Origin of the sequence: Microcystis sp. CS-574 (assembly GCF_028329095.1) — a bacterium.
GTDB classification, from domain to species: Bacteria; Cyanobacteriota; Cyanobacteriia; order Cyanobacteriales; family Microcystaceae; genus Microcystis; species Microcystis ichthyoblabe_A.
On sequence record NZ_JAQMSY010000003.1, the window covers coordinates 1 to 13,646 of the forward strand.

Here is a 13,646-nt window from a genome sequence, read left to right on the forward strand (position 1 = left end):
GCCTTTTGCCTTTTGCCTTTTGCCTTTTGCCTTTTGCCTTTTGAATTCAGCCAACCCTAATTACTATTGATGCGACTTAAAAAGGCTTGTAAGCGCTCGCTGTGGGGATTATTAAAAAAGGTGTCGGGATCGCCTGCTTCTTCGATGACACCTTGATTAAAGAACAAAACCTTGTTAGAGACTTCCTTAGCGAACTGCATTTCGTGGGTGACGACTACCATAGTCATACCGTCATCGGCCAATTGACGCATGACGTTTAACACTTCCCCGACTAATTCCGGATCCAGGGCCGAAGTGGGTTCATCAAATAAAATCACCTCTGGTTTCATGCAGAGACTGCGAGCGATCGCCACCCGTTGTTTTTGGCCTCCCGATAATTGGTCGGGATAAACATCGGCTTTTGGTGCTAATCCCACCTTTTCCAGATAATGAATTGCCGTATCCTTAGCCTCATTTTCCGAGTGGTGTAACACTTGCTTGGGGGCCAACATCAAGTTTTGTAAAACGGTGAGATGGGGAAAAAGATTAAAGTGTTGAAACACCATACTTACCCGGCTGCGTAAGTTGCGGAGGACGGATTGATTTAACTTCGGGGAAGAGATGTCAATTCCCATCACCTCCAAGCGGCCGCCGTTAATTGTTTCCAAACGATTGAGACAGCGTAAAAAGGTACTTTTGCCGCAGCCAGAGGGACCGATTACCGATACCACATCCCCTTGATAAAGAGTGCCTGTAACTCCTTTAAGTACCTCTAAAGAGCCGTAACTTTTGCGTAAACCTTCACTAACAATCACAGGGGTGGTAGTGGTCATGATGTCCTCTCGTAAAAAATTTTAGATTCTGTATAAAAGTATCCAGATTAGTTTCTGCTAAATTGTATCCTTGACGACATTTTATCAAGAGGAATAATCATAATACTCAAATAGTCTCTCTACATCTGTCTTAGGTGAGGAGTAGGACAAAATCCATAACTTAATTGAGTAAAAAAATCAAGGAGAAACAATTAAAAAATGATTAAATTTTGGCGAGGGCGGGCGGTACAGAGAGTCATCTTTGCCTTGTTAGGATTAGTTTTGGCGATCGGATTAACTGTTATTCCCGCTTTTTCTCAGACTCCTCCTAATCCTTTTCGAGTCGCCACAGAAGCGACTTTTCCACCCTTTGAATTTCAACAAGGGGGACAATTAACCGGGTTTGATATCGATTTAATGCGGGCGATTGGCAAGGAAGCCGATCTCAACATTGACTTTAGAAATTTACCCTTTGATGGCATTATTCCGGCTCTACAAGCGAGAACAGTGGAAGCCGCTATTAGTGGCATGACCATCACCGCCGAACGCGCTCAAGCGATTTCTTTTTCTCGACCTTATTTTAGGGCTGGTTTAGCGATCGCTGTTCGGGAAGATAATAAGACGATTAAAAATTTTGAAGACTTAAAAGGCAAAAGAATTGCCGTCCAAATTGGCACAACAGGAGCCTTAGAAGCGACAAAAATACCGGGGGCAACAGTTAGTCAATTTGACTCGGCCGCTTTAGCTTTGCAGGAATTAATTAATGGTCGAGTTGAGGCGGTAGTTAACGATAAACCCGTGACTTTGTATGCAATTAAACAAGCGGGTTTAAGGGGAGTAAAGGTGGTCGGAGAATTATTAACGGAAGAATTCTACGGCATTGCTTTACCCAAAAATTCCCCCTATCTCCAGTTAATTAATGATGCTCTCGGTCGAGTTATAGAAAGTGGTCAGTACGATGTTATTTTTAGGCAATGGTTTGGAGAAAAACCGCCAGAATTACCCTTATTTGCCCCAGCTTTAAAGAATTTACAGGAATCGAGGTTTAACTGGGGAGAATTATTCTATAACCTGATTGTGAAAGGGGTTCCCTGGACAATTCTGTTAACGGTTCTGTCTTTTCTTTTCGGGTTAATCGGTGGAACTTTAGTGGCTATTGCCCTGATTTCTCCCTACAAATGGTTAAAAATAATTTGCCGCATCTATGTGGATTTCTTTCGGGGAACACCGATGCTGGTGCAATTATTCTTGATCTATTTTGGTTTGCCCGGGTTGTTCCGAGAAATTGGCTTAAATATCGACTTAGATCGTTTACCGGCGGCCCTATTTGCCCTAAGTTTAAATGTAGCGGCCTATTTAGCTGAAATTATGCGCGGCGGTATTCAATCGATCGATAATGGTCAATGGGAAGCTTGTTCTAGTTTAGGGATGTCCCCAGTGCAAACCATGCACGAGGTGATTTTTCCCCAAGCTTTTCGCCGGATGTTGCCGCCCTTGGGGAATGAATTTATCACCCTAATTAAAGATACCAGTTTAGCGGCAGTAATCGGTTTTGAAGAATTATTCCGGCAAGGTCAATTAATGGTGGCCACTACCTATAAAGCTTTCGAGATTTATATCGCTGTTGCTGTAGTTTATTTGGTTTTAACTACCCTTTCCTCTGTGGTATTTAAGCGCTTAGAGATTTATATGGATCCCCTACATAAATCTAAACAGGAATAGAAAGCTTAGACGCAACAGATGGGAACTGATAAGTAATAGGGCAAAATTAATTTCTTGGTTAGGATAGGCAAGAGGCAAGAGGTAGTTAGATAGGGTTTGCTGAATAAATGTGAAATATAGACGAGGTAAGTTGATAATTTTTAACGCCTACCTACTTAACATTGCACCGGAGAAAGGAGAAGGGAACTTTTTTGACTTATCTCCGTGGCATATTTGCCCCTTTAATCGTGTCGCGGATGACGATTTTTTGTTCTTTGGAATAACCGGCAAAAGAACGAGTAGCAAGTAACTCGATTTCTACCCCCGTACCCGATCGCAAGGATTCCACAGGTAAGGGTAATTGACCGATATCCAGAATAAATTGATTGCCCTCCTGTCGGATTAAATTAGCAGGCATATCTCCTTCATAGCGAGTGACAAAATCAGTTCTGGGACTGGTTTGCAGGTCGTCTGCTTGCCAACGAGTGACGCGATAACGCAGTTTAAATTTAGTGCCAATTAAATTCGATTGGGAAGCTTTATCTTCGAGAAAAAGCCTTAAATCAGTACCATTTCCTGTAATACCTTTTGCTTCTAATTGGGTGACATCTCGTTCAAAAACAGCATTATAAACGACAAATTCCGTAACATTATTGCGTTTTTGAGTGGTTCCCTCGATCCACAATTCACTGGGGACAGTTACCTTCATTTCCTTTTGAGCATCAAGGGTTAAAGTAAAACGCTGATTAGCAAACCGGTTAAACTCTTGGGGGGCATTCCAAATTAAAATAAAAGAACGTTCCGATCGATCTAATAAAATCCGATATTGATCATCGATCAGGGAACCGGGAGAAAATAAAGACATTGCCCCAGTACGAGTTTCCCAACTATTTTTAGATAGAATATAACCCCGTTCTTTTAACTCCGAAAGGGGAACAGTTGCGCTCGGTTGATCGGCAGTTAAAGGGCGATCAATTTGAATTAAAGTTAACTGTCCTAAACGTCCCTCGCGACCGTTACGACCACTATTACCCGTCGCCCCATCCAGACCATCCTGACAGCTAAATTCTCTGGTGGTACAGCTATAATTGGCATCCCCTGGCCTACCGCTACAGGTTTGAATTGTCCAGAAAGGTTGGGAACAGCGACAACCCTTGCCCCCTTGACCTCCTTGACCCCCAAAACCCCCAGCGCCTCCGGCAGCATTGACCGTTACTTGTCTTAAAAAATCTAAATTAGTGGCATAGAGGGTTAAAGCGCCGCCATTGCCCCCATCACCACCATTACCCCCATTGCCACCGTTACCACCACCGGCCGCCTGAAGATTTCTGGTGACGTTGCTAGGTTGACCGCTACAGTTGCCATCGCTGCCATTGCCGCCATTTTCACCATCAACCCCTTTTTGTCCCGAAATATCGAGTTTTAGGGGAGAACCATCGAGAAAAAGGGTTAAACTGTCACTATTTTTGCCTTGGCTGCCGACCTTGCCAGCTTTCCCGCTTTGACCTTGTTTACCGAAAGTCTGTACATCGGAACCTTGGGCTAACCAAGAACAGCGATCGCCCGTCACCGTGGCGGGCATTAGGTACGGTAAAGGGAGAAAAAAGGTGAATATTAATGATTTAGCCCAGAAATTCATAATTTTAGCCAATTTATCCCCAAAGACTCCGATCAATTCCCTCTTGATGACTTTTGGATCTAGATTTTTGTTTCCCCTCTATCAATAAGGTGCGCTATCATCCTACACTTACTTTGAGAAGGAAACAGCCAATCGCGAGGGTTACGCGCGTGAAAAAAGTATTAGCTATTATTTTGGGTGGCGGGGCCGGAACTCGCCTTTATCCGTTAACGAAACTGCGGGCAAAACCTGCCGTCCCCCTAGCAGGAAAATATCGCTTAATCGATATTCCCGTCAGCAATTGTATTAACTCCCAGATTGACAAAATCTATGTGTTGACGCAATTTAATTCCGCTTCCCTCAATCGTCACCTCAATCGTACCTACAATTTTACGGGTTTTAGTGATGGTTTCGTGGAAGTTTTGGCCGCTCAACAAACCATGGAGAATCCTCAATGGTTCCAAGGCACGGCCGACGCAGTACGACAATATATCTGGACGATGAAGGATTGGGATATCGATGAATATCTAATTCTCTCGGGAGATCATCTCTATCGCATGGACTACAGCAAGTTCATCGAACGCCATCGGGAAACCAACGCCGATATCACTTTATCGGTGGTTCCCATCGATGAACGTCGCGCCTCCGCTTTTGGGGTGATGAAAATCAATGATTCGGGGCGAATTGTTGATTTTTATGAGAAACCCAAAGGGCCAGAATTGGAAAGAATGCGGGTAGATACGACGATTTTAGGCTTAAGTCCCGACCAAGCTCGTCAAAGTCCCTACATCGCTTCCATGGGAATTTATGTCTTTAAAAAGAATGTTTTAATCGATCTGCTCGATGCCAATAAAGAACAGACCGATTTCGGCAAGGAAATTATTCCCTCGGCGGCTAAAGACTACAATCTTCAGGCTTATTTATTTAAGGGTTACTGGGAAGATATCGGGACGATTGAAGCCTTTTATGAGTCTAATCTCGCCCTGACTCAACAACCCAATCCCGCCTTTAGTTTCTACGACGAAAAAGCCCCCATCTATACCCGTTCTCGCTATCTGCCACCGACAAAAATGCTCAATTGTACGGTGACAGAATCGATGATTTCTGAAGGTTGTATTCTCAAAGAATCTCGCATCCATCACTCGATTTTAGGTATTCGTAGTCGAGTGGGCAAAGACTGCACGATCGAGGATACAATGCTGATGGGAGCCGACTTTTATGAGTCTTTCCCCGAACGGGAAAGTCTGATCGGAAATGCCAAAGTTCCCGTGGGTATCGGTCCCGGTTCCACTATTCGTCGGGCAATTGTGGACAAAAATGCTCGGATTGGTTCCAATGTTTTAATTGTTAACAAAGATCGTGTGGAAGAAGCTAATCGCGAAGATTTAGGTTTCTATGTTCGCAGCGGCATCGTGGTTATTTTCAAAAATGCCACTATTCCCGACGGCACGGTAATTTAATCTATCAGTTATCAGTTATCAGTTATCAGTTATCAGTTATCAGTTATCAGCTTTTATTTATCCGATTAATTAGCCATTTTTCTAGTTATTATCGCTTGGATATAGCCGCAGGCTGATGGCTTCAGCTAATTACCTAGACAATTCCCTTGAAACCATAAGTAGCTGGTTATAATTAAATTAAAAATGGATTTTAGGTTCGATCCCCCCTGCCCCCCTTGATAAGGGGGGTGCCGATCCCCCCTTAGTCCCCCCTTTAATCCCCCCTTAATAAGGGGGGCATCTGAAAGTTTTTAATACCTACCTACTTATCCTTTCCTAGAAGTGATAGCAAAATCTCCCGAGCAGCTCTTCTGAAAATCAGAAAAATTTCTATATTTTTGCATCCGATTTTAAGTTTATCAATTAACCTTAAATTAAAGCCCTAGGGCTTAGATAGAAGCCATTCAAAGGATATTTATGAAAGCCAAAATCGCGATCGCTTGTCAGGGAGGCGGCAGTCAAACTGCTTTTACTGCTGGCGCCTTGAAAGCATTATTTGACAATAAAGTGCAAGATTACTTTAATATTGTCAGTCTCAGTGGTACTTCTGGCGGTGCTATCTGTGCCTTTTTCACCTGGTATGCTCTCAAAAAAGGTGATAGCGTCGTTTGGAAAAGAATGATTGATTTTTGGGAAGATAATAGCGCTCGAACTCCCCAAGAACAACTATTTAATGACTCAGCTATTAAAGCTCTAGAATTGGCCAGCAAAGGATTAATTCCCCAGTATAATCTCAGTCCTTCCTCTCCGATTACTAAAACCTTATTTTCTATAGCTACCTACGGTTTACGCAGTCGCTTTACCAACTTTGATCAGTTACTAAGAGCGCATATTGACTTTTCGGAATTAGCCACTTGGGGAGCTAAACCAGAACCACCAATTTTATTAATGGGGGCCTGTAATATCCTCACAGGAAAATTAAGTAAATTTAACTCGCGCCAGGAAGCAGTTAAAATTGAACATATCCTAGCTTCTGCTTGTGTTCCTAACATTTTTCCTGCTGTCACCATTGAAACTATGGCCTACTGGGATGGACTATTTTCCGATAATCCCCCCATCCGTTCTTTAATTCGCCGTGAATTTGTTGGAATCGAAAATATTCCCGATGAAATTTGGGTAATTAAAATTAATCCCACCTCTAGAGACAAGATCCCCGTGCAATCCGATGATATTGCTGATCGCCGTAATGAATTAGAAGGCAATGTTTCCCTATTTCAAGGTCTCGATCAGATTGAGTTGATCAATCAATTATTTCTTAAAGGAGCATTTAAAGAGGAATACTTGCGCGAGATCGGATTAACAGAACCATTTAAAATTCCTAAATCTTTCCCAGAAGATCCCGATCAAGATTACCATATCCCGATGATCGAAATGTCTGCGGAATTAGCCAATAGTCTCAACTATGAAAGTAAACTTGATCGCTCTCCTGCCAATATCCAGCGTCTGATCGCTGACGGCGAAAAACAGGGAAAACAGTTTCTAGAACATCGACTAAAAGCTATGGGTTTAGGATAATTTTTGAGGTTTCAAAAACGACAAAAATAAGGATTAAATAGCATGAAATCTGTCAATAGACTATTTAATTGATTATTATTCATTCTTAATTCTCCTGACTACTGACTACTGGCTACTGACTCCTAACCCTAACAACAATTTTTGATTTTTACAAGAGGTCTAATGATCACTGATTTTCATTGACTAATACCCGTCCAGATAGATCGTAAATCATAATATCCCATTGCCCATTTTTTGCCGCTTCAAAAGCCACTTTAGAACCATCGGCACTGATGATCGGATTGCGTACTTCCGCGAGGAGATCGGGAGCAATTTCCCTTCTCTGTTGAGTTTGTCGATCATACAGATAAATAGCCGTTTTTCCCTGACGACTAGCAGTAAAAACGATATAACGACCATCTTCACTAATGGAAGGACTAGAAGCGATCTGATCGAGAGAATTTAGTCCGGGTAAAGACAATAAACGACGATCGATGGCATCAAAAAGATAGATAGCTTGGGAACCATTGCGATCGGAAGCAAAAACGAGATAGCGAGAGGCAAGATAGGGAGTTAATTCACTAGCAGCACTATTTAAACTTCTCCCCCCTCGATCGAAAGGAAAAGACAATAAACTGGGATAACCCGCACATCCAGTTAACAAACTAATTACAGCAACAAGACTAATAAAAAAATAACGTTTCACGGTTTGGGACTTTCAACGGGACTGCCATCGGCAATATCTAACTCGATATTCGGACCGCGATCGAGAACCTCCACATCCCATTGTCCCCGACGAGCGGACTCAAAGACAAGATAACGACCATCGGGACTAAGACGGGGATTTCGCAACCAACCGCGATAATTTTGACTCAATAACTCAGAACGATCGGTAATGCGATCATATAAAGCGATGACGGGACGACCTTCAATAATCACCACATAAGCCAGATAACGCCCCGTTTGGCTTAAACTAGGGCTATCGGTAATTTCTTGACCCGTATATAATCCCCCTAGGGTCTGGTATTGTTTTGTCTGCAAATCATACAGCAGTATCTGATTACTACCGCGACGATTAGACAGCAAAGCCAGCCAACGACCATCACCACTCAGGGCAGGTTTTTCGTCATTATAGCGACTATTGAGGGTTCCTGTAGATAAACCGGGGTTATTGAGATTACAACCGCCTATAACCCCTAAAAACAAGCAGATAAACAGGAAAAAGGGAGCTTTGGTCATCGGACCTACTCCTTAATAATCAAACCTAGTCGGATGATCATTACTCGACTCCCGTTCACTATTATCCGGTCTCTGCCAATCTTCTCGATCGCCGGTATCGCTAGGATCGATCGGTTGATAATCGACGTATTCCCCTTTAAATGGCGGATCATCCTCAATTATTGGGCGAGGACGACGTTTTTGGCTAGTGCGGGGCGGTTTACTGCTCGTCTCTTCACTAGCGGGACGACGACGGGGACGAGAACTGGTTTCTTCCCAATCATCACCGCTACGGCGCTGATCATAAACATCTCGATCGCTAGTGGGGGAACTATTGCGGGGACGACGATTAGCGGTTTTGCGACTGCCGGTATCGGCCGGCCGACGGGTGCGGGTGCTGCGGGGTTCCTCGTCCTGATAACTAGAAGTGCGGGAAGAGCGGGGATCATCGTAACCGCGTAAACGGGGATTATCTTCGTAACGTTCCTCTGGTTCGTAGGTGTCGAGGGGTTCCAATTCGGCCCGATATTCCCGACTCACAGGACGTTCATCCACAAAAGACGTGCCGCGGCGGGCCTGTTCTGTGGTTAAACCCCTTAATTTTACCGTCTCGAAGGCAAAAAACACCGCTGCCCCGGTCAGCAGAAATTGTCCGAATTGCAAAATTGGATCCAGTCGCCACCCTTGAAAAAGTAGAATTAAACCGCACAGTAAACCAACGGCGGCAAAAAATATATCATGATCGCGGGAAAGTTCCGGCCGCACCGAGCGCAGGAAGTATAACCCGGCTCCGGCCACTGCCAGAAAAATTCCTAAGATACTGGCCGAATTCAGCCCAAAATTGACCATCTTTATCTCCCTTCTCGGTGCTTAAATTTAAGAATCGAGTCTTTATCTCTAGCCCTCAGCTTTCAGAAGCAATCCTGCTGTTTTTAACTCTAGGCATCGAGCTATATTCTAACCCCAAAGTCTAGCAATATATTGACCACCCTCGTTCACACAACTATTGTTAGGGGAGTGCGGAGATTTTATCAGTGATCAGTCAACAGTAATCAGCTACTGAAGGCAAGAGGCAACAGGCAAGAGGCAAAAGACAGAATCTGACAATTCTTCTACCCAAAAAGAAGGTTAGAAACTAAGCACATCAAAGCTTTTAGCTTAACTAATTAGGTCTTGGATTCGTCCCTCGTGAACTGAAAACTCACATCTGATCACTGATAACTGATCACTGATAACTGAAAAGGCTGAGATTTTAACAAAATCTTTAGAAGTTACCCATTGACAGGATTGACTAAATGTGATATGCGGGTTTCGGGCATTTTAACCTGATTTCTTGATCACTTTTGAGCGATCGCTATCCTTGGGAAGTTAATCGCCGCAAGTCTGAAAGGAGGGATTTTCCTTGATGCACATCATGGTTAATTTGTCAAGTACCTAAGTCCTAATCTTAATAAGATTCAGACAGAAATTTTTCTGTCATATCATAGAATTAACTTAACCCAGCCAAGGGGGAATTAGCATAGAATATGATCATAATTCAGGCTGAACATATAGTCTGTTTGTATTCATAGTCCATTCAATCCATAGAATAAGGTGTGAGGATTGACCCATGTCAAAACTATTCAAGAATATAGCAAAGGTAACTCCTTTAGTATTAGGTGCTTCCGTGGCAGCTGCTGGCAGTGCAGTGGCTCAAACTATGTCGGGGACACCTCAACTGAAAATTGATCCGGCTGCGCAGCAGCAACTCGATCGTATTCAGAGTGCCCAAAATAGTCAGCAGATTAATACGAGTGTCTATCAAGGTTCCATGTCCCAGGTGACTAGCGTTAACCAACTGCGGGACGTATCTCCCACCGCTTGGGCCTACGAAGCCTTAAGAAGCCTTGTGGAACGTTACGGTTGTATCGTTGGTTATCCTGACCGTACCTTCCGTGGTGATCGCGCTACCACTCGTTGGGAATTTGCCGCCGGTTTAAACGCTTGTTTAAACGTCATGGAACGTTTAATTCAAGATGGTGTGGGTGTACTCAGAGAAGACATCGATAAATTAAAACGTCTTGTTCAAGAATTTGAAAGCGAACTAGCGGCTTTAGGGGCCAGAGTAGATAACCTGGAACAGCGCGTTTCTTTCTTGGAAAATAATCAATTTTCTACCACCACCAAACTCAGAGGTGAGGTAATCTTCAGTGTCGCCGATAGCTTCGGTGGTCAGGCCCTCCTTAGAAATACCAACGGTACGGTGACTAGAGGTACCAATCAAGATCAGACCCAAACAGTATTTAATAACCGGGTTCGTCTCAACTTTGAAACCAGCTTCACTGGTAAAGATTTGTTAAGAACCCGTTTACAAGCGGGTAACTTTAACAACACTTTTAACCAAAGTGGTCCGACGAGAACCAACATGACCCGTCTAGCATACGATAATGGCCGGGACAACGATGTCACCATCGATGACTTGTTCTACCGCGCTCCCATCGATACTCCCTTCGGTAAAATCACCATTTGGGTTGGTGCTAACGAGTTAAACCTAGATGACGTTTTCATCACTACTAACCCCTTCCTCGCCGATAGCGGTACAGGTGCTTTATCTCGCGGTCAACGCTACAATAACATCGTCTTCCGCGGTCCCGATGGTGTTGGTGCGGCGGTCAGATTTAATGTCGGGGATGTTTTCCAAGTCACAGGAACCTACCTAGCTAGTGGTGGGACTGATGGAGCCAGCAATCCTAACCCCGGTAGCGGTTTATTTAACGGTTCCTACAGTGCGGGTGCTCAGGTTGGTTTCTCCTTCATCAAATTTGCCGATATTAACTTCGTCTATGTTCGCAGTTATCAAACTGCGGCTAGTATGAGTTCTGGTTTATTCGGTAACGTCAGCAGCCCTCTGACGGAGCGTCCCTTCGGCAACGTTGGCACTACTGCTGACCGTTTCGGTCTTCAAGCGAGCGCCCAGGTTATCCCTGGAGTCTTAAATCTAGCGGCATGGGGGGGTTATGCTAATGCCTCGGCCACTGGTGTTAATAATGCGATCGGAGACGATAACACTGGTATCTGGTCTTGGAACCTGAATCTTTCCGTCCTCGACCTCTTTGCCGAAGGTGCGGCCTTCTCTTTAGGTGGTGGTCAAGTACCCCGTTCCGATAAAGAAAGCAGCACCGCTTACATGGTAGAAGCCCAGTATAAGTTCCCAGTCACCAAAAACATCCTGATTACCCCCGGTGCCTATGCGGTCTTCAACGCTAACAACGAAGGTAACTCCATTTTGGTCGGTGTCATCCGGACAACTTTCCGTTTCTAAGCTGAGTTGACGGACTTGAAAAAACGGTGGGATTTGTAGATCTCACCGTTTTTTTACTTTTAACTTTTCACTGGATATAGCCATTTATGAGAAGATGATCGGAGCGTCCCAAACGCTGCTATATTTACTTCGCCTATTTAGTTGCTTATCTATGCACTCTCTGTCTTTCCCCCGTCGCACTAAAATTGTGGCCACAATTGGCCCGGCCTCGCAAAATAAGGAAACATTACGTCAGATGATCAAGGCGGGGGCGACGACATTTAGATTAAACTTTTCCCATGGCGATCACGATTACCATCGTCACAGCATTAACTTGATCCGTCAGTTAGCCTTTGAACTCAATCAACCGATTGGCATCCTTCAGGATCTACAGGGACCAAAAATTCGTTTAGGTAAATTTGCCTGTGGGTCGATTACCCTGAAACCGGGGGAACCCTTTATCCTTACTTCTAGGGATGTGGAATGTAATCAGGACATAAGTTCCATTAGCTATCCCTCGCTGGCCCAAGAAGTGCCAGAAGGTTCGAGAATTCTCCTCGATGATGGTAAAGTCGAAATGCGGGTGGAATCAGTGGATCGCCTGAAAGGCGACCTGTCCTGTCGCGTGGTGGTTGGGGGTGTCTTATCCAGTAATAAAGGGGTAAATTTTCCCAACGTCTATCTGTCGGTGAAAGCTTTAACCGATAAAGACAAAAAGGATTTAATGTTCGGACTGCTGTGGGATGTGGATTGGATCGCCCTTAGTTTTGTGCGTAATCCCCAAGATATCCTCGAAATTAAAGAATTAATCGCCAGTGCGGGGAAATCTATCCCCGTGATCGCTAAAATTGAAAAACACGAAGCGATCGAGGAAATGGAGGCAATTTTATCCCTCTGTGATGGTGTGATGGTGGCTAGGGGAGATTTAGGAGTAGAATTACCAGCCGAAGACGTGCCAATCCTGCAAAAACGCCTGATTAATACTGCTAATCAGCTAGGCATCCCGATTATTACCGCCACTCAAATGCTTGACAGTATGGCCAGTAATCCTCGTCCCACCCGCGCCGAGGTTTCTGACGTGGCTAATGCGATTTTAGATGGCACTGATGCGGTCATGCTTTCCAATGAAACGGCTGTGGGTCATTATCCCATCGAAGCAGTGGCAACCATGGCCCGCATTGCCGAAAGGATCGAACGGGAACAGATCAATAGTGCCGCTCGCTCTAACAATAAACAATCGATTCCTAACGCTATTTCCTCGGCAGTTAGTCAAATTGCCGAACAATTGGGGGCAGCGGCAATTATTACCCTGACAAAAACCGGCTCTACTGCCCGTAATGTCTCCCGATTTCGCCCCAAAACCCCGATTTTAGCCGTTACCCCCCATCGGGAAGTGGCACAGCAGTTACAGTTAGTTTGGGGGGTAAAACCGATGTTATTGCTCGATTTACCCTCCACTAGCCAAACTTTTCAAGTGGCGATGAATCTTGCCCAGGAAAATAACCTCCTCGCGGATGGTGATTTAGTGGTGATGACGGCGGGAACTCTGCAAGGGGTGGCCGGTTCCACGGATTTAATTAAGGTGGAAGTGGTAAAATCCCTTTTGGGCAAGGGTACGGGTATCGGCCAGGGTGTGGCCAGTGGCCGGGCGCGAGTGGCCCATAATGCCCGAGAAGTGGGTAGTTTTAGTAGTGGGGAGATTTTAGTCGTTCCCACCACCAGCGCCGAATATGTGGATATGATGCGGAAAGCTGGCGGAATTATCACCGAAGATACCGCGATGAATAATCACGCCGCTACTATCGGTTTAAAATTGGGTATTCCTGTGATTGTCGGGGTTAAAGATGCCACGAAAATTATCCGCGAAGGGGTGATCATTAGTCTCGATGCTCAACGGGGTTTAATTTATTCTGGTATTGGCAAGGGTGCGGCAACTATGAAAAACTGAGTCAGTCATCAGTATTCTCCGAGTCAGGAGTCAGGAGACGCGAGACAGGAGACAGGTTTTATTTATTCTCCCCATCCCCCCACACCCCACACCCCAC

Annotated in this window: 10 protein-coding genes; 5 read left to right on the forward strand and 5 right to left on the reverse strand. The window is 44.6% G+C overall.

Translation table 11 applies throughout. The annotated features are described in order from the left end of the window. Nucleotides 1-56 precede the first annotated feature (56 nt). The gene (locus PN470_RS00055) at nucleotides 57-812 is read right to left on the reverse strand and encodes an amino acid ABC transporter ATP-binding protein (RefSeq protein WP_002741419.1); all 756 of its coding nucleotides are present in this window, start codon (nucleotides 810-812) and stop codon (nucleotides 57-59) included. 198 nt (nucleotides 813-1,010) lie between these two features. Between PN470_RS00055 and PN470_RS00060 the strand changes: the two genes are divergently transcribed. Beyond that, the gene (locus PN470_RS00060) at nucleotides 1,011-2,513 is read left to right on the forward strand and encodes an ABC transporter permease subunit (RefSeq protein WP_016514812.1); all 1,503 of its coding nucleotides are present in this window, start codon (nucleotides 1,011-1,013) and stop codon (nucleotides 2,511-2,513) included. 196 nt (nucleotides 2,514-2,709) lie between these two features. On the opposite strand, the gene PN470_RS00065 is transcribed toward PN470_RS00060, so the two are convergent. Next, entirely contained in the window at nucleotides 2,710-4,074 is a 1,365-nt protein-coding gene (locus PN470_RS00065) for a hypothetical protein (protein WP_016514813.1), read from the reverse strand. Nucleotides 4,075-4,280: 206 nt separating this feature from the next. On the opposite strand from PN470_RS00065, the gene PN470_RS00070 reads away from it, so the two are divergent. Continuing rightward, nucleotides 4,281-5,570, forward strand: a complete 1,290-nt coding sequence (locus PN470_RS00070) for a glucose-1-phosphate adenylyltransferase (RefSeq protein ID WP_272103279.1) — start codon at nucleotides 4,281-4,283, stop codon at nucleotides 5,568-5,570. A gap of 456 nt (nucleotides 5,571-6,026) precedes the next feature. Continuing rightward, complete coding sequence (locus tag PN470_RS00075) at nucleotides 6,027-7,124, forward strand: patatin-like phospholipase family protein (protein ID WP_271935415.1); 1,098 nt, start codon at nucleotides 6,027-6,029, stop codon at nucleotides 7,122-7,124. 166 nt (nucleotides 7,125-7,290) lie between these two features. Here PN470_RS00075 and PN470_RS00080 read toward each other — a convergent pair whose 3' ends face one another. Genes PN470_RS00080 through PN470_RS00090 form a run of 3 tightly spaced genes read right to left on the reverse strand, consistent with a single transcriptional unit; the run spans nucleotide 7,291 to nucleotide 9,170 of the window. After that, nucleotides 7,291-7,809, reverse strand: coding sequence for a TolB family protein (locus tag PN470_RS00080; RefSeq protein WP_002731904.1), 519 nt, complete (start codon nucleotides 7,807-7,809; stop codon nucleotides 7,291-7,293). Next, nucleotides 7,806-8,342, reverse strand: a complete 537-nt coding sequence (locus PN470_RS00085; RefSeq protein WP_002732502.1) for a TolB family protein — start codon at nucleotides 8,340-8,342, stop codon at nucleotides 7,806-7,808. The genes PN470_RS00080 and PN470_RS00085 overlap by 4 nt, the downstream gene beginning before the upstream one ends. A gap of 12 nt (nucleotides 8,343-8,354) precedes the next feature. Next, nucleotides 8,355-9,170, reverse strand: a complete 816-nt coding sequence (locus PN470_RS00090) for a Ycf66 family protein (protein WP_271935418.1) — start codon at nucleotides 9,168-9,170, stop codon at nucleotides 8,355-8,357. Nucleotides 9,171-9,930: 760 nt separating this feature from the next. Between PN470_RS00090 and PN470_RS00095 the strand changes: the two genes are divergently transcribed. Together PN470_RS00095 and pyk are read left to right on the forward strand one after the other, a co-directional pair. After that, a complete protein-coding gene (locus tag PN470_RS00095; protein WP_272103281.1) occupies nucleotides 9,931-11,622 on the forward strand; it encodes an iron uptake porin in 1,692 nt (563 codons plus the stop codon). A gap of 151 nt (nucleotides 11,623-11,773) precedes the next feature. Continuing rightward, nucleotides 11,774-13,549: a pyruvate kinase gene (gene pyk / locus PN470_RS00100; protein ID WP_272103283.1), complete on the forward strand. Its 1,776-nt coding sequence runs from the start codon at nucleotides 11,774-11,776 to the stop codon at nucleotides 13,547-13,549. Nucleotides 13,550-13,646: the final 97 nt, after the last annotated feature.

What these genes read in the sequence shown, in the direction of transcription:
- PN470_RS00075 (WP_271935415.1), top strand. Translation starts at nt 6,027, where the DNA reads ATGAAAGCCAAAATCGCGATCGCTTGTCAGGGAGGCGGCAGTCAAACT.
- PN470_RS00085 (WP_002732502.1), bottom strand. Translation starts at nt 8,342, where the DNA reads ATGACCAAAGCTCCCTTTTTCCTGTTTATCTGCTTGTTTTTAGGGGTT.
- pyk (WP_272103283.1), top strand. Translation starts at nt 11,774, where the DNA reads ATGCACTCTCTGTCTTTCCCCCGTCGCACTAAAATTGTGGCCACAATT.
- PN470_RS00090 (WP_271935418.1), bottom strand. Translation starts at nt 9,170, where the DNA reads ATGGTCAATTTTGGGCTGAATTCGGCCAGTATCTTAGGAATTTTTCTG.
- PN470_RS00060 (WP_016514812.1), top strand. Translation starts at nt 1,011, where the DNA reads ATGATTAAATTTTGGCGAGGGCGGGCGGTACAGAGAGTCATCTTTGCC.
- PN470_RS00055 (WP_002741419.1), bottom strand. Translation starts at nt 812, where the DNA reads ATGACCACTACCACCCCTGTGATTGTTAGTGAAGGTTTACGCAAAAGT.
- PN470_RS00065 (WP_016514813.1), bottom strand. Translation starts at nt 4,074, where the DNA reads ATGCCCGCCACGGTGACGGGCGATCGCTGTTCTTGGTTAGCCCAAGGT.
- PN470_RS00095 (WP_272103281.1), top strand. Translation starts at nt 9,931, where the DNA reads ATGTCAAAACTATTCAAGAATATAGCAAAGGTAACTCCTTTAGTATTA.